The 25368-nt window shown below is 42.1% G+C and carries 20 protein-coding genes; 10 read left to right on the top strand and 10 right to left on the bottom strand.

Features of this window, described 5'->3' with window-relative positions; genetic code table 11:
* Positions 1-41: 41 nt before the first annotated feature.
* The 7 genes from DFQ12_RS11630 to DFQ12_RS11660 form a co-directional block, all read right to left on the bottom strand.
* Positions 42-1952, bottom strand: coding sequence for an amidophosphoribosyltransferase (locus DFQ12_RS11630; protein ID WP_120259080.1), 1911 nt, complete (start codon positions 1950-1952; stop codon positions 42-44).
* Positions 1953-2072: 120 nt separating this feature from the next.
* On the bottom strand, positions 2073-3950 hold the full coding sequence (locus tag DFQ12_RS11635) for an Nramp family divalent metal transporter (RefSeq protein ID WP_120259081.1): 1878 nt from the start codon (positions 3948-3950) through the stop codon (positions 2073-2075).
* 83 nt (positions 3951-4033) lie between these two features.
* A complete protein-coding gene (locus DFQ12_RS11640) occupies positions 4034-4636 on the bottom strand; it encodes a 2'-5' RNA ligase family protein (RefSeq protein ID WP_120259082.1) in 603 nt (200 codons plus the stop codon).
* Between the two features lie 64 nt (positions 4637-4700).
* Positions 4701-6653 (bottom strand): gamma-glutamyltransferase family protein, encoded by a 1953-nt coding sequence (locus DFQ12_RS11645; protein WP_244211719.1) that lies wholly within the window; start codon positions 6651-6653, stop codon positions 4701-4703.
* A 251-nt stretch (positions 6654-6904) separates the two neighbouring features.
* Positions 6905-8581 carry a sodium/sugar symporter gene (locus DFQ12_RS11650; RefSeq protein ID WP_120259083.1) on the bottom strand — a complete coding sequence of 559 codons (1677 nt, stop codon included), beginning with the start codon at positions 8579-8581 and terminating at the stop codon, positions 6905-6907.
* 52 nt (positions 8582-8633) lie between these two features.
* Positions 8634-9962, bottom strand: a complete 1329-nt coding sequence (gene xylA / locus DFQ12_RS11655) for a xylose isomerase (protein WP_120259084.1) — start codon at positions 9960-9962, stop codon at positions 8634-8636.
* Between the two features lies 1 nt (position 9963).
* On the bottom strand, positions 9964-11448 hold the full coding sequence (locus tag DFQ12_RS11660) for a xylulokinase (protein ID WP_120259323.1): 1485 nt from the start codon (positions 11446-11448) through the stop codon (positions 9964-9966).
* Positions 11449-11571: 123 nt separating this feature from the next.
* On the opposite strand from DFQ12_RS11660, the gene DFQ12_RS11665 reads away from it, so the two are divergent.
* The 4 genes from DFQ12_RS11665 (at position 11572) to DFQ12_RS11680 (ending at position 15071) form a co-directional block, all read left to right on the top strand.
* A complete protein-coding gene (locus DFQ12_RS11665) occupies positions 11572-12594 on the top strand; it encodes a LacI family DNA-binding transcriptional regulator (RefSeq protein WP_120259085.1) in 1023 nt (340 codons plus the stop codon).
* A gap of 198 nt (positions 12595-12792) precedes the next feature.
* On the top strand, positions 12793-13350 hold the full coding sequence (locus DFQ12_RS11670; protein ID WP_120259086.1) for a hypothetical protein: 558 nt from the start codon (positions 12793-12795) through the stop codon (positions 13348-13350).
* A 1-nt stretch (position 13351) separates the two neighbouring features.
* A complete protein-coding gene (locus DFQ12_RS11675) occupies positions 13352-13825 on the top strand; it encodes a hypothetical protein (RefSeq protein WP_120259087.1) in 474 nt (157 codons plus the stop codon).
* A 223-nt stretch (positions 13826-14048) separates the two neighbouring features.
* The gene (locus tag DFQ12_RS11680) at positions 14049-15071 is read left to right on the top strand and encodes a WD40/YVTN/BNR-like repeat-containing protein (protein WP_120259088.1); all 1023 of its coding nucleotides are present in this window, start codon (positions 14049-14051) and stop codon (positions 15069-15071) included.
* A 194-nt stretch (positions 15072-15265) separates the two neighbouring features.
* On the opposite strand, the gene DFQ12_RS11685 is transcribed toward DFQ12_RS11680, so the two are convergent.
* Both DFQ12_RS11685 and glmM read right to left on the bottom strand, forming a co-directional pair.
* Complete coding sequence (locus tag DFQ12_RS11685) at positions 15266-17341, bottom strand: Na+/H+ antiporter (protein WP_167457248.1); 2076 nt, start codon at positions 17339-17341, stop codon at positions 15266-15268.
* A gap of 86 nt (positions 17342-17427) precedes the next feature.
* The gene (gene glmM, locus DFQ12_RS11690; RefSeq protein ID WP_120259089.1) at positions 17428-18810 is read right to left on the bottom strand and encodes a phosphoglucosamine mutase; all 1383 of its coding nucleotides are present in this window, start codon (positions 18808-18810) and stop codon (positions 17428-17430) included.
* Between the two features lie 201 nt (positions 18811-19011).
* Here glmM and DFQ12_RS11695 point away from each other — a divergent pair, with 201 nt between their 5' ends.
* Together DFQ12_RS11695 and DFQ12_RS11700 are read left to right on the top strand one after the other, a co-directional pair.
* Complete coding sequence (locus tag DFQ12_RS11695; RefSeq protein ID WP_120259090.1) at positions 19012-19593, top strand: phosphatase PAP2 family protein; 582 nt, start codon at positions 19012-19014, stop codon at positions 19591-19593.
* Entirely contained in the window at positions 19593-20420 is an 828-nt protein-coding gene (locus tag DFQ12_RS11700) for a ZIP family metal transporter (protein ID WP_120259091.1), read from the top strand. The genes DFQ12_RS11695 and DFQ12_RS11700 overlap by 1 nt, the downstream gene beginning before the upstream one ends.
* Here the strand turns inward: DFQ12_RS11700 and DFQ12_RS11705 are convergent, their stop codons facing one another.
* Entirely contained in the window at positions 20421-20870 is a 450-nt protein-coding gene (locus tag DFQ12_RS11705) for a MarR family winged helix-turn-helix transcriptional regulator (RefSeq protein ID WP_120259092.1), read from the bottom strand. It lies immediately after the preceding gene.
* A gap of 131 nt (positions 20871-21001) precedes the next feature.
* On the opposite strand from DFQ12_RS11705, the gene DFQ12_RS11710 reads away from it, so the two are divergent.
* From DFQ12_RS11710 to DFQ12_RS11725, 4 genes are all read left to right on the top strand, one after another.
* Positions 21002-21241, top strand: coding sequence for a FeoA family protein (locus DFQ12_RS11710; RefSeq protein ID WP_104383169.1), 240 nt, complete (start codon positions 21002-21004; stop codon positions 21239-21241).
* Entirely contained in the window at positions 21241-23343 is a 2103-nt protein-coding gene (feoB, locus tag DFQ12_RS11715) for a ferrous iron transport protein B (protein ID WP_120259093.1), read from the top strand. The genes DFQ12_RS11710 and feoB overlap by 1 nt, the downstream gene beginning before the upstream one ends.
* A 52-nt stretch (positions 23344-23395) precedes the next feature.
* On the top strand, positions 23396-23560 hold the full coding sequence (locus DFQ12_RS11720) for a FeoB-associated Cys-rich membrane protein (RefSeq protein ID WP_120259094.1): 165 nt from the start codon (positions 23396-23398) through the stop codon (positions 23558-23560).
* 375 nt (positions 23561-23935) lie between these two features.
* The gene (locus DFQ12_RS11725) at positions 23936-25357 is read left to right on the top strand and encodes an amino acid permease (RefSeq protein ID WP_120259095.1); all 1422 of its coding nucleotides are present in this window, start codon (positions 23936-23938) and stop codon (positions 25355-25357) included.
* The last annotated feature ends 11 nt before the right edge of the window (positions 25358-25368 follow it).

A 25368-nucleotide genomic window follows, 5' to 3' on the forward strand; every position in this document is an offset into this window, starting at 1 on the left:
CAGTCCATCTTGAACGCCCCCTTCTCTTGATATTTTTATACTTAGCTACTGAAGTATGCACGTACATTTTTACCTTCAATCCAGTTCATATAGGCTTTATTAACAACCTTATTACCACCTGGGGTAGGGTAATCACCAGAGAAATACCAATCTCCAGTATGCGCCGGACATGCTTTATGTAAATTATCCAAGGTCTGATACACTACCTCAAGCTCCGCTTTTAAATGGTGTGGTCTAACGATACGGCCAATTTCTTCGGAAATCTCTTGATCTGTAAATGGCGCATAAATGGCTTTCACATAGTTTTCGATTTCATTGACATCCTGTGTCATCGACAACAGACATTTCTGGTACACTTCATCAATAATATGTGCCATACCGCGTTGTTTCAACAGGTTGATTGCTGCTTCGAATGCAACGAATTCACCCATACGTGACATATCGATACCATAACAATCTGGGTAGCGAATTTGAGGTGCAGAGGAAACGATCACAATTTTCTTCGGATTCAAACGATCCAAGATTGTCAGGATACTTTGTTTCAAGGTCGTTCCACGTACAATGGAGTCATCAATTGCAACAATGGTATCTTCATGATCTTTAACAATGCCATAAGTCGTATCATACACATGTTGTACCATATCTGTACGATCCGCATCCTGCGTAATGAAGGTACGCAATTTAGCATCCTTTACATTCAGTTTTTCAAAACGAGGTTTGATGCTCAAAATCTCATCCAACTCCTCATCAGAAATTTTGTCTGCACGTTTTAATAAGGTCTCTTTTTGGAAATCCCTGACGTAGGTATTGATACCATCCATCAAACCGTAGTACGATACTTCGGCCGTATTGGGGATAAAAGAGAATACGGTATTCTTAATATTACTTTTGACAGATTCCAGTACCTGTGGTACTAATAATCTACCCAATTCTTTACGCTCTTTATAGATATCAGCATCTGACCCACGAGAGAAATAGATACGCTCAAAAGAACAAGAACGTTGTTCAACAGGTTGTCTAAACATTTCCTGTGACACAGTACCATCTTTTTTAGCGATCAAGGCATGGCCCGGTTTAATTTCTTTCACGGCACCGATAGGCACATTGAATGCAGTCTGGATAACTGGTCTTTCGGAAGCTACAACTAAGATTTCCTCATCTTGATAGTAGAATGCCGGACGGATACCCGCAGGATCACGCATCACGAAAGCATCGCCATGACCAAAGATACCAGCGATGGTATAACCACCATCCCAAGTCTTTGCTGAACGCTTTAGGATCTTGGAGACATCGATATTTTTGGCGATCAATGAACTGATCTCGACATTGGAATACCCTTCTTTTTTGAATTGATCAAAAAGCTCCTGGTTTTCATCATCTAAGAAATGTCCAATTTTTTCCAAAACGGTTACGGTATCCGCTTTTTCTTTTGGATGTTGTCCCAACTCATACAATTGTTGCAAAAGTTCATCAACATTGGTCATGTTGAAGTTACCCGCAACAACAAGATTGCGTGACATCCAGTTGTTTTGTCTTAAAAATGGGTGACAGCTTTCGATACTGTTCTTTCCATGCGTTCCATAGCGCAAATGTCCTAAAAGTACTTCTCCAGTAAAACTGACATTATCTTTTAACCATTGGGTATCCTTTGACTCATCTGGAAATGCCTTCTGAACAGAAGCAAATTTTTTCTGTACATATTCGAATATGTCTGCCACAGCAGTTGAGCCCATAGCTCTGTAACGCGAAATGTAACGATTTCCAGGTTTAACATCAAATTTAATGGTTGCAATTCCAGCCCCGTCTTGTCCACGGTTGTGCTGTTTTTCCATTAATAGGTACAATTTGTTGATGCCATAGAATGGCGTACCATATTTTTCCTGATAATAAGATAAGGGTTTTAACAGGCGAATTAGTGCGATTCCGCACTCGTGTTTAATAGCGTCGCTCATATCTTGATTTGATGACGCAAAAGTAAGAATTATTTAGCACTTACCGATCCCTCTCCACACTTTTTCCGCAATAAAATTACAGTGAATAGACAGTGTCTCTTTGCGGTAGGTTTCAAAGCCTTATTGTGCGATAAAAACCGGAACTTTTACAGCATGACGCAATTTGTTTACCGTCTCACCAAACACAAAGTCTTTGACTCCGGTATGACCATGACTCCCCACGACCAAGAGGTCTGCATGATATTTTTCGCAGACTTCGGCAATGCTCTTGATCCGATTGTTGTAGCCAAGTTCATATTCCGTTTGATGCCCTTTGGACAATAAAAAGTCAGCATATAGCTTTAAGCGTTCCAAATCCTGTCGTGACTCAAAATCATCAGTAGACTCGCCTGTATATTTAACGGAAGCACTTTCAACAATGTGGACAACGACAAAGCTGGTATCGGCATGTGACAACTGCAACGCGTATTGTATTACTTTCTGATCTGAATTTGAAAAATCCAAGGCAATCACCACCTTCTTGAAAGATCCTCTGTCCTCAAAATGTAAAGCTTCAAATGGTGGGTGTATCTCCAACTCGATTGGTTTTGATTTGCGCATAATGGGGATTAAGACCGTCATGATCAGCAGAAAAAGCAGACCAACGGCTCCCAGGATAAGTAACACTGTGACCAAAAGATTGTTTGCTTCGGTAATCCATCCAGTGACCTCGTCATAAACCAATTTAAAATTCAGAACCGCTATCACAGCAGCAATCAACCAGGCAAAAGCCTTGGTCAGGGGTTTAATTGCAAAGATGCCCATCTTGGCCTTGTCGCTGACAAAGTGAATCAATGGTATGACCGCAAAGGCCAGCTGCATACTCAAGATCACCTGACTAAAGATCAACAACTGCCCTACGCGTCCTTCTCCAGAAATCAGGATCACCAATACGGCGGGTATAATTGCCAAAAGTCGTGTGATAATCCGACGCAGCGTCGGACTGATGCGCAGCCTTAAGTAACCTTCCATTACAATCTGTCCAGCCAGGGTTCCGGTGACTGTTGAACTTTGGCCCGCCAAGATCAATGCCACAGCAAATAGCTTCGAGGCCCATTCTGTACCAAGTAAATTGCCCAATAAATGATAGGCATCTTCCAGTTCGGCTACATCATGCATACCATTTTTATGAAATACGGATGCCGCAAGAATCAATATTGCCGCATTGACTAGGAATGCCAAGTTCAATGCGATGGCACTGTCCCAAAAATTATATTTTAATGATTTTCGTATGGAGACTTCATTTCGGTCAATCTTTCGGGTCTGCACCAACGCGGAATGCAGGTAAAGGTTGTGTGGCATGACAGTAGCACCGATAATACCAATCGCTATATAGAGCGCAGCACTATTGGGAATACTGGGAATAAAACCTGTGGCTACTTCAGAGAAATCAGGCTTAGCCAAAAACATCTCCACCATAAAGCACATGCCGATCATAGAAATTAAACCGATGATAAAGAGTTCCATCTTGCGCATCCCCAACTTCTGTAAGTAGAGCAATAGGAAGGTGTCGGCAAAACTGATCAGTACCCCCCAAAGCAGATCAATACCGAACAACAGGTTGAGGCCAATGGCCATACCCAGTACTTCGGCCAGATCACAAGCAGCAATCGCAATCTCGGCTAGGACATACAGCACAAAATTCATCCGCTTGGGGTAAGTCTCGCGGTTACATTGCGCCAGATCCTTCCCTCTCACGATACCCAAACGCGCACAAAGGTTTTGCAGCAATAGCGCCATAATATTGCTCATCAGCAAGACCCAGATCAGAGCATAGCCAAACTGACTTCCCCCCGCGAGGTCCGTCGCCCAGTTGCCCGGATCCATATACCCCACACTGATCAGATAGGCTGGGCCGAAAAAACTGAGTACCTTTTTGAATTTGGATTTTCCTTGATTGACATCCACACTTTCATGGATATCGGATAATGATTTATGATGGGAGTCGTCGTGATGCATAGTTTACATGAGGACAATATCTTTTATTGCTAGGGCTAAAGATAAAAAGCTTTACATTACTAGGCAATTAAACAGCCATATAATTAGAATTTAAATGAAAGTTGCCCGGAATTTTCTTTCGACTGATTGCCAAATTTGACAAAATCAACGGGTTCATACTGTCCCATGTCCGGATTAAAGCGGCGGATATGCACACCGCTACACATAAAACTCAGATCAACTGAGCGCAATAGTTTTTTTGCGAAATCGAGCCGTTCTGGTTCCAATCTACGTCCAATAGAAATATGCGGTTCATCACTGATTTCAATCAGATCAAAGGAGTTGAGGGTATGTACGACCTTTCGGGCCCGATCCTTTAGGTAACTTCGGGCATGTACTGTGGGAGCAATATAAAAAGCTCCTCCAGCGAAAGAGGAAAAATGATCAAAATAAACATACTGACTACGCTCATAGAGCATCGTTTGTTGTAAAGCTGCAATGGCCTGTGCCAGTGTATCCTCATTTCCGGCAAAAGCACAGATGGTCACATGGGCTTTGGAATTGCAGCTGTGATACCAACCTTTGTCCTTATCTGGAAATTCTTCGGCCAAGGCCGCTCTCAACTGCTGCTTTAAACCGTCCACTAATACTAAACCCGCTTCATCAGGCTGAAAAACAAACGAATACTTATTGACACTACCCTCCATAACAAAAAATCACCTTTTGATCAGTAGGTAAGATACCAAATACGATGGAGATAACAAAACGATACTACCATCCTATTCCATAGTCCTCCCCATTGTTGCTGCTACCGCCCCAGAGTGTACCATGTTGCTGGTCGAAATAGATCGCATTGATCGGACCACTATTTCGTTCACCAAACTGTATGCTATAGCCCATTGTCTTAAGTTTTTCGACAACTTCCTTCGGCGTGCGTTTGTCCAGTAATAAGCTTCCGGCACGAGGTTTTCGGTCGTCTATTTTGGTGCCACCCAAAGATAACCACAGTTGATTACTATTGATATTCGGTGCCTCACTTGCCTGCTGTGGTGTCATGCCGAACTCCACAGTATTCAGAAAGAATTGCAGCAGATTCTGATCCTGTGTGTCACCACCCTGTACCGCAAAAGATAGATATGGTTTTCCCTCTTTTAGTGCTAGCGCGGGTGTAAGCGTTACACGTGGCCGTTTGCCCGGTGCCACGACATTGAAGGGATTGATCAGGGAGTCGAGGACAAAACTTTGTAGGCGTTGGCTCATGCCCACCCCCGTATTTCCTGCGATACAGGCCGGTAGCCAGCCTCCACTCGGCGTAATCGAAACAACCCAGCCTTCGGCATCTGCCGCTTCCACACTGGTCGTTCCACGCAATAGCCGATCCATATAGACACTATCTGTTGCCAGAGAGGCCCAGCGGGCTGTATCCGGCAGGGATAACAAGGATGATGTTGAATTCGCGTCGTGCTTGGGAACAAAATCTTTTTTTGACTCCGTATCCGGAGTGAATTGCTTGCTACGTTGTTGAAGTAGCTTGGCAAAAGGATTTTTCTTTCCTTCATAAGGATAAGGATCGCCCGGAAGAACCTGTGGATTGTTCTGCTTTGGATCAATCGTAGCGGCGCGTGCCTTGGCATAAGACTCACTTAATAAACCCTGAATAGGTGCCTTAGGTTTGAAATAGGGATCCCCATAATAAAAATCCCGGTCTGCAAAGGCCAGATTCATGACCTGATATATTGTATGTATATAGGGCGCGGAGTTATAGCCCATGGCTTTTAGATCAAAATTTTTCAGCAGCTGCAAGCTCTGCAGCATAGCTGGTCCCTGCGTCCACTCCTGTAATTTATAGACATCTATACCTTTATAGTTAACATGCAAAGGTTCTTCTTCAATGGGTTTCCAGTTGGCAAGGTCTTCTTTGGTAATCAAGCCCCCCTGCTCTTTACTGCCACGGACAAATTCATCCGCAATATCTCCTTTATAAAAACGGTCGTAGGCAGCCATGATGGCTGTTTTTCGGTCTTTACCGGCTGCCAGGGCTTTCTTTTCCGCTTCAACAAGCTTGGTTAATGTTTGAAGCAGATCCTGCTGTACAAAGAGCTCGCCGGCTTCGGGAGCTTCCCTTTCTGTCCCTTGATGGACCAAGAAGACTTTTTTGCTGTATGGCCATTCTTTGATACGCTCTTTACCACGTTCGATACTGTTAGCGGTCTGCGCATCGATGGGATAACCGGCCGCCATTTCTAACGCCGGTGCTAGTACTTCGGCCAGGCTCTTGGTGCCATATTGGGCCAGCATGTAACATAAGCCCCCCGGTGTGCCAGGTGTAACCGCGGCAAGAGGACCGTATTCTGGTGGAAATTCATAGCCCTTTGAGCGAAAGAAATCAACCGTTGCCCCCGTCGGCGCAACACCCAGGGCGTTGATAGCAATTACCTTTTTTAATTTCGGATGATAGATCAGCGCCTGTGTCTCTCCACCCCAGCTAAGCACATCCCACATGGTACAAGTGGCTGCGAGCATTGCACAAGCGGCATCAATAGCATTGCCCCCTTGGTGGAACAACTGGGCACCAGCAGTTGCCGCCAAAGGCTTACCTGTAATCGCCATCCAATGTTTACCATGCAATGGCGGCTTCTCGGTACGTTGTGTCTGTCCCTGAACTGGCGCAAATGCTGTTATCATTCCAGCAAAAGCAGTAAATAGCGCATATCTTCTTTTCATCTGAGTTATTCTTTTTTGTCCAAAGTCCGCCCCTTTGGTCTCCTCCCTTATTGAAACAGGGATACCAAACCGGATTTGCGCCTCGCGGCACATGTAATAGTTATTGAAGACAAGATAGGAATTTTTTAAAAATCATCTGGCTATTGATGTAAACCCTCTGCATAAAACGGTAGCCAGATTTTTTAAAAACAAAGAGCCCATCTCAACCGCAGTTGATATGGGCTCTCTATATCGCCTTTTTGATGATCGGATTACCAATAGATGGAATACAATGCTGTCACCAATAAGGCAACAATCAATGCTCCTATCAAAAATGCTTTATGTGGTTTAAACATCGTTGTATCTACCTCCAGACCAGCAGGTACTACCCCGCGTTTGTTGTCAATCAAACTGATAATGATCATACCGATGATACAGATCGCAAAGACAAAGCCCATCCGGTCCAAAAACGGAATTTCGTAAATCCCCGTTGTCGGATTTGGAATAGAGAAACCGGTAGAAGCCAAGAAAGAAAGATCTGCCCAATCTGGTAATTTTTTGAAAATAATGGATAAGATAAATCCACCGATCGTTGCAAATAATGCAGCATTTGATGTTGTCTTTTTCCAGAAAAATCCCAAGATGAACATGGCAAAAATACCCGGTGACACAAATCCAGTATACTCCTGGATGTATTGAAATCCACCTTTTTTGTCAATACCCAAATGTGGCGCGATAATCACGGCCAAAATCATGGCAACAACAACGGTTAATTTACCAATATTGACCAACTTCTTATCAGAAGCTTCGGTATTAAATACCTTTTTATAAATATCCAATGAAAAAATCGTGGCAATACTATTTGCTTTACCCGCCAATGAGGCAACTACCGCAGCCGTCAAAGCCGCAAATGAAAGCCCTTTCAGACCTGCTGGCAACAAATTCAACAACACAGGGTAAGCATGATCCGGATTTACCTCACCATGTTGCATCATTTCGGTTTGAAATAAGCCATCTTTCCACATAACGTATGCGGCAATACCCGGTAATACCACGATAATCGGCATCAACAACTTCAAGAATGCAGCAAACAAAATCCCGTTACGCGCAGTCTTCAAATCTGCTCCCAACGCACGCTGCGTGATGTACTGATTACAACCCCAATAGTTCAGATTCACAATCCACATACCCCCAATCAGAACTGTCAGTCCCGGTAAATCCAGGTAGTTCTCGTTTTTACGTTCCAGGATCATGTGGAAGTGGTCAGACGCTTTCTCGGTCATCAATTGGTACCCCTGCAAGATACCAGAACCACCATAATGTTCTGAAACCAGGTTCAATGCCAAATAGGTTGTTGCCAAACCACCCAACACCAAAAAGAATACTTGAATAATATCCGTGTATCCGATCACCTTCATACCGCCCAATGTGATGATAACAGCAAAAATCGCAATCGCATACATACATGCATCCAAGCTAATACCAGAGATACTGCTCACCGCAATAGCACCTAAGTAAAGGATCGAAGTCAGGTTGACCACCACATATAGTAGTAACCAAAAGACAGCCATAATCATGGCTACAGTGCCGTTATAACGCTTGTGTAGAAATTGCGGCATCGTAAAGATCTTATTCTTGAGGTATACCGGAATAAAAAACACCGCCACAACAATCAGGGTAATTGCTGCCATCCACTCGTAAGTCGCAATAGCAAGTCCCATCTTGAAGCCCGAGCCACTCATACCGATAAATTGTTCCGCAGAAATATTGGATGCAATCAGGGAGGCTCCAATCGCCCACCAAGTCAGCGATCCTTCGGCAAGAAAATAATCCTTGGAGCCTACAGATTCAGACTTTTTGCGATAATACACCCATAATCCATAACCTGCGACAATGACAAAGTATATCAGGAAAACGATGTAATCTTTTGTACTTAAATAATTATTCATGTATTGGTAATTGGTTTAATTTGATCGTCTAATATAGAAATATTTTGAATAACTATATATACCTGTTGATCAAATTTTCTAAATACTCCTGTCTTCCACTGATCGTTTGAGGCTCACCAAATTCTACCGCTAAATCTCTTAAAGACTCCAACGTCAGGGCACCTTGCTCAAAAGAGGCACCGTTGCCACGATCGAAGGATGCATAGCGGTCTGTCCTTATTTTGCGGTATTCACCGTCTTCCAAGATACGTTCAGCCGTAAGCAAAGCCCGTGCGAAAAGATCCATCCCACCGATATGTGCGTAGAATAAATCTTGAGGATCAGTCGAGTTGCGACGGATTTTGGCATCAAAATTAACACCTCCGCCCTGGAAGCCGCCCCCCTCTAAAATGATCAACATAGACTCGGTCAGTTCATTGATATCATTAGGAAATTGATCCGTATCCCAGCCATTTTGATAATCACCACGATTGGCGTCAATGGATCCCAGTTTTCCGGCATCAATAGCAACCTGCAATTCATGTTGGAAGGTATGCCCCGCCAAAGTTGCATGGTTTACCTCAAGATTGAGTTTGAAATCGTCCAATAGGTCATACTGTCTCAAAAAGCCCAATACAGTGGCCGCATCATAATCGTATTGATGTTTAGTCGGTTCACATGGTTTTGGTTCGATAAAGAATGTCCCTTTGAAACCATTTTTACGGGCGTAATCTTTAGCCAGGTGTAAAAACTGTGCAAGATGTTCCTGCTCCCGTTTCATATTGGTATTTAACAAGCTCATGTAACCTTCCCGTCCGCCCCAGAACACATAGTTTTCACCGCCAAGAGCAATGGTAGCATCCAATGCAGCTTTTACCTGTGCGGCGCCATGCGTCAATACCTGAAAATCCGGATTGGTCGCTGCTCCATTCATATAACGTCTGTGGCTAAAGAGATTGGCTGTACCCCAAAGAAGCTTGACACCACTCGCCTGCTGTTTTTCTTTAGCGTAGTCTACGATCGTTGCCAGTCTTTTTTCGTTTTCCAGCACATTATCCGTGTAATCCACCAAGTCTACATCATGAAAACAGTAGTATGGAATATTCATTTTGCTGATAAATTCAAAAGCAGCATCCATCTTATCTTTTGCACGTGTAATCGGGTCATTACTTTCATCCCAGGGGAATCTGTGGGTAGGCCCGCCGAATGGATCGGATCCGTCACCATTGAAGGAATGCCAATAGGAACAGGCAAACTTAAAATACTCTTCCATGGTTTTACCTGCAACAACCTGTTTGGGATTATAATAACGAAAAGCAAATGGATTTTTGCTTTGCTGTCCTTCAAACTCGATCTGTCCGATTCCTTTAAAAAACTCTTTTTGTCCTTTGATTATATTCATCTTATTTCGCTTTGATTTTATTAACTAAAATTTCCTTCCACTGTTGATAATTTTCTTCATACTGATCAACGTGATTAGGTTCTACGGTATATACCGGTTTTAGGCTCTGGAAGGCTTCCCTGAAATCGGCATAATAGCCGCTACCGATTCCTGCGCCCATGGCAGCGCCAACACTGCCGTCATGGTCATACACTTCTACGGGAACATTGGTCGCACCCACGAATGAGTCTCGAAATACGGGGCTCAGAAATAGATTGGCATTTCCCGCACGAATCATCTGTGGATATAGTCCATTTTTGCGCATAATATCCAGTCCATAGCGGAAAGCAAACGCTATTCCTTCCTGAATGGCCCGCAGGATATCAGCAGTCTCATGTCTATTGAGGTCGATTGCCGATATCGATGCACCCACCAGTTGATTATTCAGCATACGCTCGGCCCCGTTTCCAAAGGGGATAACCTGTAAACCTTTACTGCCGATGGGTGAAGCTGCTGCCAGGGTATTAATCTGATCGTAGGAAAGCTCTTTTCCCAAGAGCTTCCGGCCCCAGCTGTTCATGATACCGGTACCATTGATACAGAGCAATACACCAGTCCGGACCTCATCCTTCCGATAGTTAACGTGGGCAAATGTATTGACACGGGATTCGCGGTCAGCGATCAGCTTGTCGCTCACGCCATAGATAACACCCGAAGTACCCGCTGTGGCGGCTACTTCACCAGGTTGCAGCACATTCAAGGAAAGTGCATTATTGGGCTGATCTCCAGCTTTATAGTTGATGGTTACCGCCGCTGACAGCCCCAACTCGTCCGCTACAGTTTGCTTAATCTGACCGTGTTCAGCAAAAACGGGCAATATTGTGGGGATCAGATTCGCATCGAAACCATAATAGTCTAGGAGCGCTGTGGATAGTTCATTGCGCTGAAAATCCCAGAATATTCCTTCCGATAATGCAGAGATGGAGGTACTAATAGTCCCTGAAAGCTTCATGGCTATAAAATCCCCAGGAAGCATGATCTTATCAATTTTCTGATAGATCTCGGGTTCATTGGCTTTTACCCAAGCTAGTTTGGAAGCGGTAAAATTACCCGGCGAATTGAGATGGTGTTGCAGGTTGAAGGCCTTCCCCATTTCCTCAAAAGCGGCATTTCCCAGTTCAACAGCCCGACTATCACACCAGATAATGGCATTGCGCAATACCTGCTGGTCCTTATCGACGACAACGAGTCCATGCATTTGATAGGCTATACCAATGGCTGTGATTTGTTTGGGATCATACAAGCCGGAAGCATTTGCCTTGGAGAGGGCCTGTTTGAAATAGGCCCACCAATCCCTAGGGTCCTGCTCCGCCCAATTGGGTTGCGGCGAAATAATGGGAGCCTCCTCAGCAGGATATTGCGCCGAACAGACCTTTCGCTGCGAGGATGCTTCGACAATAGAAACTTTGACTGAAGAAGTACCGATATCTATACCTAAAAAATACATATGAATTTCTGAAAACTGGTTATTAAAAACAATTGGCGGAAACAAAATAGCAACCGGTTGCATAAAAGTAGAGTATGTTTCCGTATTTTCCAAAATATTCAATAAAATTATTTACTTTGGGGCGTGAATAAAAAAACAACGATCTATGATATTGCGCGGGCGCTTGGAATTACGGTTTCAACAGTTTCCCGTGCCTTGAATAATGTGCCCACCATTAGTGAAGCTACGCGGCAGTTGGTCCTGGCTAAAGCAAAGGAGCTGAATTACAGTGTCAATAAAATTGCGTCTTCGCTCTCTTCGGGGCGCTCCAATACAATTGGTGTTATCGTACCTACAATGCAAATCCATTTTTTTGCCGAGGCTGTTCACAGTATTGAAAAAGAATTAAAGAAACACAACTATAGCCTGCTGCTTTATCAATCGAACGAATCCTATTCGGATGAAGTAAATGGTGTCAAAACCTTGTTGGAAGCACAGGTGGATGGTATCATTGCCTCACTCTCTTTAGAAACGCAGCAAATAACACATTTTCAGGAGGTCATCAAGCAGGGCAAATGTCTGATCACCTTTGACCGTACACATCGGGACATTGCGGCACCGGTGGTCAAATTAGATGATTTTGAGGCGGGTTATCTTGCAACCAAGCATCTAATCGAACAAGGGTATAAAAAAATTGGTTTTATCACCACAAACAAGGAAATCGCCATCTTCCAAGATCGCTTCAGTGGTTTTGAAGCCGCTCTAAAAGAGGCCGATCTTCCACAGTTAGATGATCTTATTGTCCGTGGAGAACTATCTATTGAAGCGGGGATAAAAGGTACGGAGCAGATCTTGCAATCTTCCATTCAACCGGATGCTATCATTGGTGGTGATGACTTTACAGCTGTTGGCATTATCCAGGCGCTTAAAGCAGCTGAGATTGCTATTCCAGCGACCGGTGTCATCGGTTTTGCAAATCAGACTTTCTCTTCATTTATTACGCCGACTTTATCAAGTATCGATCAACAGGCCAACAAGATGGGCGAAGAATGTGCTAAACTCTTTCTGAAGATGGTCAAACAAAAGGATCCTTATGAAGATATCGAACAAGTTGTACTCGATCCGATCCTAATAAAAAGGAAATCTACCTGTAGAATAGACAACTAATTGATATCATGATGGGGATATCCAACAGTTTGTACCCGATCCGATCCTAATAAAAAGGAAATCTACCTGTAGAATAGACAACTAATTGATATCATGATGAGGATATCCAACAGTTTGTACCCGATCCGATCCTGATAAAAAGAAAATCTACCTGTAGAATAGACAAATAATTGATAACTTTGCCGAAATTTGAAATAAATGCAAGCCAGGCAGAAGTTTAGAATTTTAAGTATTTGCTTATTATTTGTTATCCAGGCACTCTTTCTAGTCGCCATTTTTGTTGAAAACACCAACTCATATATTGTACTGTCATTCATCGGATTACTTTCCTTATTCATCTTATATAGTTACCTCAAATCGCCGATACACCACCACATCCATGAATATGAGTCGATCAAAATTGCGGTTTGGGTGCCGATAGGCGCTATCGCCTCCTATTACTTCAATCAGGTTTTTGGTCTTGGCCCGGTCATGGGAGCCGCATTGACGGGTACATTGGCCTCGTTCATTCCCAATATCAATAAAGATTCCAGCTACCTTCCCCATCTTCCTGCTGCCATCTATTGTGGTGCTTTTGTGGGTATGTCGAGTTCACAGGTTGCTCATGGTTTTTCTTTTATATTGACAGCGAGTGTCTTTACTGCAATCTTTCTGGTCATTTCAAAAAGCTTACTGAATGGTGTCGGTGGCAAATTGGGGACACTGGCTTTCCTCGGTGTTTCGTTGACCTATTTACTACTTTATCTTTTCAAATAACATGGAAACATTCATTTTATATCTTGTCGGAATTATCGGGAGTACAGCGACATATTATGTAAATACAAAATACAAACAGGGTGCAGTACGCTCCTCCGCATTACTGACGTTGATCGTATCTGGTTTCCTCTATTTCTTTCCCTATCTACTCTCCACCTATCTCACACAATATATTCCAGCCGTATTTATCGGCGCTTCTTTTATCGGTATGGTATCCAAAACGCAGCTGTCCACATATTTTGGGCTTTCCCTGGCAGGTGTTATATTCACCACCATCCTACTCAACACCAGTAAGTTTTTCAATGGCTATGGTGGCGCATTGGGGACATCGGCCTGTATATCCTTGCTCGTCATATTAAGTATCCCCTATTTCAAATCACCAAGGAAAATGACAGTTGGCTTGCTCCTGTTGAGGAAAACAATCTTGAAAAAAGGACGTAAAGCATCCCGCAGAAGTGTAGATTTGTCTAAATAATATCCGTAGATTTAACCTAATAACGCGAATGAATTTGCTGCAGTAATACAATTGAATGCAGTAATACAATTGAATTTAGCGCAAATAGATCTATTGCAATTATATGACTGAATTTAATGTAAATGGATTTATTGCGAGAATTAAAAACAGATCTAACGCAATAATACAACTGAATTTAACATAATTATGCGGCTAAATCCACTACAATAACTCGTATAACCACATGAAACCACTATTTCTTCTCTTTTTCATTCAGGTCTTTCTTGTCGAAAGTCTATCTGCACAAAAAAACACAATTCAGCTGTTGAATCAAGAACGCAATAGCAGCTATCGGGGACTAAGTGTTGTCGATGATCAAACACTTTGGGTCAGCGGAAGCAACGGCACAGTAGGCTTGAGTACCGATGCTGGGAAAAATTGGCAGTGGGTCAATCCGATCGGTTATGAAAAGATTGACTTTAGGGATATCGAAGCTTTTGATGAAAATCAGGCCCTGATTATTTCAGCAGGCTCTCCAGCCTTAGTATTGCTTACAACTGATGCGGGTAGAAGCTGGAAAGAGGTTTTTAAAGATACACGACCCGAAATATTTTATGATGGTTTTGCTTTTACACCAAAAGGTGTCGGTATAGCTTTTGGCGATGCCATCAATGCACAGATGCCCTTATTAAAAACAGTAGACTTTGGACAGACCTGGACGGATATATCCTCCAATCTTAAGTTTACTATTGCCGAAGGAGAGGCTGGTTTTGCCGCCAGTGGTACATCCATCTTTAGTCTTGCAACCGGAGATTTCTGGATCGCAACCGGCGGAACGGTTTCCAATATTTACACGAGTAGTGATCAGGGGGGCACTTGGCGGCGTTACAGTTGCCCGATCGCACAGGGGCAAAATAGCACTGGTCCTTTTTCCATTGCATTTAGTTCCCCTAAATCAGGGATCGTCGTTGGCGGCGATTACAGAAATGATAAAAACAAGGATAAAGCCTGTTTTTTGAGCAATGATGGTGGCAAAACCTGGCAGGCCTCAAGTCAACCAGTATCGGGTTTTAAATCGGCTGTAATCTATCTTTCGAACAAACAACTGATCTGCACCGGAACCTCGGGAACGGATCTGTCAGCGGACAAAGGAAAAACATGGTATACAATCTCTCAAGAAAGCTACAATGCGGTTCAGAAGGCTAAAAAAGGTAAAGCCGTCTTTTTGGCTGGAGATAAAGGAAAAATAGCAAGGCTGGTCCAATAGACCAACCTTGCTATTTTAAACCCGCGAGCAGGCAAGTCTCAGATAGTATCTAAGAGCCCAAAGCCTTTTCAATTTATCCCGTCCGGCATATTGGGACTGAACTTCACCGCAGGTGCCAATGGCTTTTTTGAATGACTCTTTATCACGATACCAACGCCTGACAAAGCTTTATTACCGCCAGTTGTGTAAGCAGCTTATTTGCGCGTCAGGCGCGACTCTTCTAAATCCAATGAATATTCCAAATCTTTGATGACATCGCTGTCGTACTCTTTGCTTTCCTTCATCTTCGCTAATCCGTTGCGACGCACCACCAGAATTTCCAGCATAATTTTATTGTACAATCCCCTAACGGCTGATAGCTGTGCTCGGGTATCCTCTTCTTTGGCACGTTCAGATGCATTTATACTTCGGATGAGCTGTTCTTTTACCCGTGCAATTGTCTCGTACTCCATCATCTCTTTGGCATAGTGCTTATCGAGATAGGCAATAGAGTCTCTACCGAGCCTAACACGAATTTCATCAATTTGCTCTTCCATCGGCACATGTTCATCAACCTCCTCGATCTTGATCAATTTTATCAGCAGGGGCAGTGTAAGTCCCTGAAACACCAGAGTTACCAGAATAACGACAAAAGTGATAAACAAAATAAGATTACGATGCGGGAAAGCTGTTCCGTCATATAATGTCATCGGGATAGCCAAGGCTGAGGCAAGCGAAACCACACCCCGCATACCAGCCCAACCGACAATCAATGGCAGTTTCCATCCCGGGCCTTTTTCTCTGACACGGACTCTTTTGAACAATAAGCGTGGAACATAAGCCGAAAGATAAACCGCGACCAAGCGCAATACAATAACAATAACACAGATGGCTAAAGAAAAATCAATTGCCTCTTCCATCGAGTACTCACCCAATCCATTGATGATCACCGGAAGCTCAAGCCCGATCAGGATAAAAACAAAGCCATTCAATAGAAAACCTATTGTTGCCCAGACCTCCTTGGTTTGAATACGTGTATGGTAGTTGAGATAATCACCTGCCCGGAAAGAAAGAAATAAACCACCACTAACAACTGCCAAGACGCCCGACCATTCAAAATGTTCAGCAACGATATACATCAGGTAAGGAGCAATTAGGGTAATGGGGGTTGATATACTGGAGGATTTAGCGACATAACGCAAGAAAAAATATAAGATATGACCGATCACAAGCCCCACAACAACGCCCATAACTGACAGGACTAGAAATTGTGTTGTTGCTGTCCCCATGGCAAATTGTCCCGTTAGGATAGCGATGGAAGCAAATCGAAATACGGTCAAAGAAGCCGCATCGTTAACCAAACTCTCCCCCTCCAGGATAGCAATACCCCGTTTGGGTATACTCACACCTTTTAATACTGAACTTGCGGCGACCGCATCCGGTGGCGAAATAATACCACCTAGCAGAAAACCTAAAGCCAAGGTAAAGCCCGGAATAATACTGACAGAAAAATAAGCGATTGCCAAGGATGTGAAAAAGACCAGACCAAAACCCATAATAAAAATGGATCGACGCCATTTCAGAAAATTATTCCAGTTGGTATACCAGGCTGCTTCAAATAACAAGGGTGGCAAAAATACCAAAAAGACAATATCGGGATCTATGCTTATCACGGGCGCTCCAGGGATCAGAGAAATCCCTAAGCCCCCAATAACCAATAAAATGGGATAGGATATCTTTAAGCGCTGGCTGAGTACAAACAGCATCGCCATAAAGAAAAACAACACCATTACCAGGAGTACATTATTATGTACTTCATGGCCAAGCTTCCCGCTGACAGCGGATTTAACGTCAGCATAGGGTGCAAGCATAGACAGATTATATTGTTGGATTTTCCAGTCATTGTCTATTTTGCTCAATACACCGGTACCCCGAAAATACTTCGTATTTATCTTAAAAGTTTCGTCAAACCAAGCCGTTGTACTGTCTGTACTAAAATGGACAGATCTGTTTTGGTAAGTATAGTTCCAGGCATACTTAGGGTTAAAATACTGTTCAGAGAATTTATCGCTATGGTTTTTATCCCAACGTTCCTCCCGATCGGCACCCAATATTACCGCATCTGCCGCAAGTGAATTGATAAAGGGGCCAAACTTCACCTCGTCTGAAGATTTATGCCAGGTATCTAATGTCTTATTGATTGCATCAATGGGCTCCTGGGCCATCAGGGGAACCGTAAATAAAAATAGACTCAAAAAACAATAAATCGCTATAAAGGTCTTTTTAATCATAAATTATGAAAACGTGTTTTTATTTTGTGGAAATATCTTTCCATGTAGATCATAAAACAAAAAGCTGCGGATGCAGCTTTTTGTTTTTATTTAATTATTTCTTCGATCTCGCGAATGATTTTTTGCGCAATCTGCTCAGCGGCTTCCGGTGTTGGTCCTTCAGAGTAGATCCGAATGATTGGCTCCGTATTGGATTTACGCAAATGCACCCATTCGTTTTCAAAGTCTATTTTCAGACCATCGATGGTACTGTGTTCTTCATTTTTATATTTCTCCTCCATTTTCGCCAAAAGATTGTCGATATCCAGTTCTGGAGTCAGCGTAATCTTATTTTTGGACATGAAATATTGCGGTAGTGAAGCACGGTATTCAGAAGCTTTCTTGCCCAGCTTAGCCAAATGTGTCAGAAAAATAGCTACACCCACCAAAGCATCACGACCATAGTGTGAGGCTGGATAGATTACCCCACCATTACCTTCGCCACCGATCACAGCATCAACTTCTTTCATTTTAGTAACCACATTGACCTCGCCAACAGCAGCAGCATAATATTCACCACCATGTGCTTTGGTTACATCACGCAATGCACGTGTAGATGATAAATTGGAAACCGTATTACCTTTTTTATGTTGTAAGAGATAATCTGCAACTGCAACAAGTGTATATTCCTCACCAAATAGCTCACCATCCTCCATCATAAAGACCAAACGGTCCACATCTGGATCAACGGCAATGCCCAAATCAGCTTTATTTTCGATTACAGCAGCAGATAAATCTGTCAAATTTTCTTTTAAAGGCTCTGGATTATGCGGAAAATTACCATTAGGCTCACAGTGAATTTTATAAATTGTATGTACACCCAAAGCATCCAACAAGGCCGGGATAAATGTACCACCCGTACTATTCACCGCATCCAAAGCAACTTTAAAGTTCGCCGCTTTGATCGCTTCCTTATCCACATATTCCAATGCCAATACAGCATCAACATGTTTTTGTAGATAAGAATAATCTTTGTGTACTGAACCGAGTTCTTCCACAGCAGAAAAATCAAAATCCAGGGATTCTCCGAGGGCTAATACTTCCTGACCTTCCGCATCAGATATAAATTCGCCTTTCGCATTTAACAGTTTAAGCGCATTCCATTGTCCTGGGTTATGCGACGCTGTCAGGATAATACCACCTGCTGCTTTTTCAAGGGGAACAGCAATCTCTACTGTTGGTGTTGTCGATAATCCCAAATCAATCACATCAACACCGATACTTTGCAGGGTTCCGATAACCAGGTTGCTGACCATTTCGCCAGAAACACGAGCATCTCTTCCAACCACAATTTTCTTTATTCCGCTTTGCTTTACGATGATAGTTCCGTAAGCAGCTGTAAATTTAACAATATCTATCGGCGTAAGTCCTTCTCCTGCACGACCGCCTATCGTACCTCGTATTCCTGAGATTGATTTAATTAAAGTCATTTCCTTTGAATTGATTAACGTGTAAATTTAGCATTATGGCAATAAAATATCGAATTAAAATTATAATTATTGAATATTTAATGTATCTTTGTTGCAACAAAGTTGTTTTTAAAAGAAACAATCGTTTGCAATGAAATTATTTTTACTTTTGAAAAGCGAGTTTTTAAAAGTTTGGGAATTTTATTGTAATCAACAAGATTTATGATTCAACAATTAGTACACATCGACCAAGAAATTTTTCTTGCCATCAATCAAGGTTTAAGTAACCCTGTATTTGATTGGCTGTTGCCTATACTGCGTAATCCATACACCTGGGCTCCATTGTATCTATTTCTGGTTATTTTTTTCATTAAAACCTATGGAAAAACAGGTATACTGATTGTGGCGATGACATTGGTTACTTTTGGTATTTCCGATGGTATCTCATCTCATTTGATCAAAAAGACTGTCAAAAGAATCAGGCCCTGCAATGATGTGGAGTTTAAGGAAAATGTCAATATCCGGGTACGATGTGGCTCTGGATTTAGCTTTACTTCCTCTCATGCGGCCAATCACTTTTCCTTGGCTTTCTTCTGGATTGTGCTATTCCGAAGAAGATGGAAATATGTACTTTGGTTATGTATTGCCTGGGCATTCTTGATTTCAGTCTCTCAAATCTATGTTGGTGTTCATTACCCGTTTGATATACTCTGTGGCTCCGCGCTGGGAATCCTAGTTGGGTTGGCTACAGGTTATCTGTTTAAGCGGTTCGTACCTAGCTTTTTTAAAACTGAACAAGTATAATGAATTCAATTTTATTGATTTTAATTTTATTCGTACCTGCATTTGCAAGTGGTATCGCTGTCTTTTTTGTACAGAAAAAAGGGACAAATTTTCTAAAATTGATCCTTTCATTTAGTGGAGCCTATTTATTCTCCATTACTGTTCTGCATTTGATTCCCCATGTTTATCAGTCGACAAACACCTCACCCGAAATATTGGGTATCTATGTACTTGGAGGCTTTCTGTTCCAGTTATTCCTTGAGCAATTTTCGCAGGGAATTGAGCACGGGCATATCCATACCGAAAATGAGCATGGTCATCACAGCCATAGTTTTCCGATCGGTATCATGTTTAGTTTATGTCTACATGCTTTCCTGGAGGGAATGCCATTGGCGGCAACACATCAGACCGAACTTGCATTGGGGATTTCGATCCATCATATTCCAGCTGCATTTGCCCTAGGCAGTATCTTGATTAGTACACACCTGAAAAAAAATACGATTATCATCACACTGGCCCTATTCGCGGCTATGACTCCTTTCGGCTTTCTATTAAGCAAAGCGATTAGCGCTGGTGAGGTGGGGAATATTCAACAATATTTTGATAAAATCATGGCTGTGGTTATTGGTATATTTCTGCATATATCCACAACAATATTGTTCGAGTCCGGATCTATAGACCATCACAAATTCAACAAAAGAAAGATGATTGCAGTAATTGCCGGGGTGGCCATTGCATTAGCAAGTTTTGCTTTCGTTGGCGAACACGACCATGCACATGGACATGATGGAGGCAATCAAGAGCTGCATGATCATCATGATCACGACCATCATGACCATGCACATTAATTAGCCTCTTAGCTTGTCCAATAAAGTACTGAGCTGGATTGCTTCCTTTTCACGGATTCTATTGGTTAAAATATCCGTCATCAGCATCGGCTCATCGAGATTTTCAAGGATCTTCAAGCCTTTATCGGTGATAACCAGATCAACGGCGCGTTTGTCACCTCCCGATTGACAGCGGGAAACAAGTCCTTTCGTCACCATCCGATCCATCATACGGGAGATATCGGGTGTTGTACTTAGCATTCGTGATTTGATCAGGTTATTGGTTGCAGGCTTTGGATATTGGCCTCGGAGGATACGTAAGACATTAAATTGGTTCAAAGTGATCCCTTCTTTGGCTGCTCTTTGTTCAAGTTCATTATTAAGCCAATTGTACGTATATAGAATGTTTACGGTACAACGATGCCATTCATTACTGAATTTACTTACTTTGATTTCGTCCTCGATTTTCATTTTGGTTGATAATTAATCCCTTTTTACCTGTAAAGATAGCTGTTTTTTGCGCTAAATACATAACTATGACATTAGAATCATTCTAAATGGTAGAAAATCTGTATATTTGGAGGATACAAAAAAATAGGTAGATGCGTAATAAAAATAGCTTAGATAAGCTAAAAAAAGGGGAAAAAGCGGTGATTATTGATTTTGATTCGCACGATATTCCAGCTAAATTTTTCGAATTAGGTTTTGTGCCTGGTACTGAAGTAGAAGTGAAACATATCGCACCTTTAGATGGTCCTATATGTTTAAATATTATTGCTAATAACGCCTTGATTGCCATTCGCAAATCAGAAGCTAAAGTCATCCTTATTGATCAGAAATAATGAATAACCCGATTATTGCACTTTTGGGTAATCCAAATGTGGGTAAAACATCCCTTTTTAACCGGATTACAAAATTAAATCAGAAAGTAGGAAACTATCCTGGTATCACTGTAGAAAAACGTGAGGGACAAGTTAAAGCCAACAACAAAACCTATCGTATTATTGACCTTCCAGGAACCTATACCCTGTTTCCGAGTTCAATGGACGAAGAAGTCGTCTTCAATACCTTGGTCAACAAAGAAAACAGTTTTAGACCAAATCTTGTTATTGTCGTTGCCGAACCAACCAACCTGAAAAGGTCTGTCATCCTCTATCAACAAGCACGAGAGCTCGGGCTTCCGGCCATCTTCGTCATCAACATGATCGACGAGGCCAAAGAAAAAGGAATAAGTATAGATATCCCAAAGCTTGAACAGTTACTTAATACAAAAGTTTACGAAACAAATGCGCGTACGGGACAGGGTATTGATCAGCTGATCAAAAATTTCGATGCGACCCCGCCGATGTATGTCAGCAAATTTCAGTTACCGCCAATAGCAAACGAGGCATTGGAAGAAACCAAACGATTGTTTCCTTTAGACACGGAGTACCATACCTGGCAGTATCTTGCTAAAGGTGAGGTCTCTTTTCTATCGAAAGAAAAAAACGATTCGATTCAGCAAATTCGCGACAAGCATCAGTTAAAAGCGGAGAAACTACAGAAAGAAGAGGCCATTCTTCGGAGTAAATCCTTAGATGGAAACTTAGCTGAAATCTATACAAAGGACGATGCCTCCAATAAAAACAAGACAAACGCGATCGACAAAATATTGCTCCATCCAGTCTTTGGTTATTTGATCTTCTTTGGTATTCTCTTCCTGATTTTCCAGGCGATCTATACCTGGTCAGGTCCGGCGATGGACTTTATTGATGGGCTTTTTGGTGATCTTGCCGCTTATACGCAGACCACGCTTCCTGCTGGTCCGCTCACAGATCTGTTGAGCAATGGTATTATCAAAGGTATCGGTGGTATCGTGATATTTATCCCACAGATCGTTATTTTATACATTTTTATTTCCATTATGGAAGAGACTGGCTATATGAGCCGTGTGGTTTTCCTGATGGATCGTTGGCTCAGACCCTTCGGGCTAAACGGAAAATCCGTAATCCCTTTAATCTCTGGAGTAGCCTGTGCTGTACCAGCGGTTATGTCTGCACGTAATATCGAAAATGCAAAGGAACGACTTGTCACCATATTGGTCACCCCATTCATGACCTGTTCTGCCCGTCTACCCATTTACATCGTATTGATCGGATTGGTTATTCCAGACACCAAATATGCAGGATTTCAATTGCAGGGTATGGTTTTATTTGTGATGTACCTCCTTGGGATATTTGCAGCTTTGTTTTCGGCCATACTCTTGACCAAAATCATTAAATCCAAACACAAGTCCTTTTTAATATTTGAGCTTCCTACTTATAAATCTCCTGACTGGAAAAACGTTGCTTTAAATGTTTGGGAGAAAACGGCAAGCTTTGTATTCGGAGCAGGTAAGATTATATTGGCAATTTCTGTTATTCTTTGGGCTTTGGGTAGTTTCGGTCCAAACGACAAGTTTAGCAAGGCCAAGGAATATGTCACACAAAATAACCCCAACCTCTCAGGTGAGGATCTTGACCATGAGATCTCTTCTTACCGACTGGAACACTCCTTCCTCGGCTATCTTGGCATGGCAATTGAACCTGTTGTAGAGCCACTAGGTTATGACTGGAAAATGGGAATCGGTTTGATCTCCTCATTTGCAGCGAGGGAAGTTTTTGTAGGAACAATGGCAACCGTATACAGCCTTGGCGATGAAGTGGATATTGAAGATGAAGCAACGAAAACAACAGTATTAAGCAAAATGCGGAGCGAGATTAACCGTAATACGGGTTTACCGGCTTACAATTTTGCTTCCGGAATATCTCTTCTCTTATTTTATGCTTTTGCCATGCAATGTATGAGTACAATAGCAGCGGTAAAAAGAGAAACAGGATCGTGGAAATGGACATTAATTCAAGTTGGTTTTATGACAGGCCTGGCTTATTTCAGTGCCTTGATTGCTTATCAACTCTTAAAGTAAACTAGCTGTGCAAGTGAGATAGATGCTTTCACAGTTTAAAAAATAAAAGATCATGGATAATTTAACAGTACAATATCTCATCGTTGGAATTTTGGTGTTAGCGGCTGTATGGTATGTCGTTAGAAATGTCCGTAAATCACTGAAAGGTAAATCAGGTTGCTCCAAAGGTTGTGGATGCAGCTGCGGAACAGTGGAAAAACCACAGAAAGCAAATTAATTTATCTTTTACTGTATCATTTACAAACAAAATTTCGTTCTAAGGTGGAGTGGCCAAAAATCACACTAGCTACGAACAAATGAAACGCTACCATTCTCATGGTAGCGTTTTCTATTAAAAACCTGTCTTTCAGCAGTATTAGTAAACATTGCTTTCTGGTCCAGTAAAAAGCAAAGCTTAAGGTGCATAAAATACCTAAGTGTTTTATTAACTTTATGCGCTTAGGTCAAAATGCTGTAGTAGCAAATTAAATAATTTGTAGTACTTTGCAGATAAACCAATTTTCATCTCAATCCCGTGTTGGAAAAGAGATGAGTAGAATATTCAGGATCAAGACTGATCGACACTAAATAAGTAACCGTATTAACCATACAAATGGAGAAACAGAATAACAAGGATTCGAAACAATTAAAAAGGGGACTTCAAAATAGACATATTCAGCTGATCGCTCTTGGTGGCGCCATCGGAACTGGATTGTTTCTTGGAATAGGAAAAGCTGCCACACTAGCGGGGCCAGCAGTGATACTTGGCTATGCCTTTGCAGGGATAATTGCGTTCTTCATTATGCGTCAATTGGGAGAAATGGTGGTCGAAGAACCCGTATCTGGTAGCTTTAGTTACTTCGCTAATAAATATTGGGGTTCTTTTGCCGGTTATGCCTCCGGCTGGAACTACTGGGTACTTTATATTTTAGTGAGCATGGCCGAACTAACAGCCATCGGTGTGTATGTACAGCATTGGTGGCCAGAAATTCCACTTTGGGGATCCAGCTTATTTTTCTTCTTCGCTATCAATGCCCTGAACCTTGCTTCTGTAAAAATTTATGGCGAGACAGAATTCTGGTTTTCAATCATTAAGGTTGTTGCTATTATTGCCATGATTGTCTTTGGTGTCTATCTCCTGGTTAGTGGTACCGCAGGTGAACAGGCTAGCCTGAGCAACCTCACTTCGCATGGTGGTTTCTTTCCAAAAGGCTGGTTTAACCAGACTGGAGATGGCAGTTATGAAGGTCTGCTATCCGCCATGGCACTCATTATGTTTTCTTTTGGTGGACTCGAATTGGTGGGTATTACTGCGGCTGAAGCCGAGCATCCTGAAAAAAATATCCCCAAAGCGACCAATCAGGTTATCTACCGGATCTTAATCTTTTATGTAGGCGCACTGATTATCTTGTTTTCGCTTACTCCTTGGACAAATATAAATGCAGATACAAGCCCTTTTGTACTGGTATTTGACAAACTCAATGGTTTTGAATTTACCTTATTCGGAAAAACATTCTACTTCACAAAAATTATCGCAAACGCACTCAATCTGATCGTACTCACCGCAGCCTTATCGGTTTACAATAGCAGTGTTTACAGCAATAGTAGAATGCTCTTTGGACTTGCTGAACAGGGTAATGCACCTAGGTTTTTGTCCAAGCTAAACAAAAGCCATGCACCTATAAATGCTATTCTGGTTTCAGCTGTGTTTGCTGCGATCTGTGTCTTTATCAATTATGTTGCACCTAAGAATGCATTGGAGATCCTGATGTCGTTGGTTGTTTCTTCGTTGATCATCAACTGGGTAATGATTTCAATCACGCATTTATATTTTAGAAAAAACAAGGTCGGTGCCCATGTAAAAACGAAATTCCCTTCGTTTCTATATCCATTGAGCAATTATATCTGTCTGATCTTTCTGATCGCTGTGTTGGGTATCATGTGGGTAACAGGCATGAAGTTGCCGGTTGAATTGATCCCAGTCTGGTTATTATTACTATATATCAGCTATATATTGGTCAAAAGAAAAAAATAGGGATTGTAAAT

The sequence above is a fragment of the Sphingobacterium detergens genome (assembly GCF_003610355.1).
GTDB classification, from domain to species: domain Bacteria; phylum Bacteroidota; class Bacteroidia; order Sphingobacteriales; family Sphingobacteriaceae; genus Sphingobacterium; species Sphingobacterium detergens.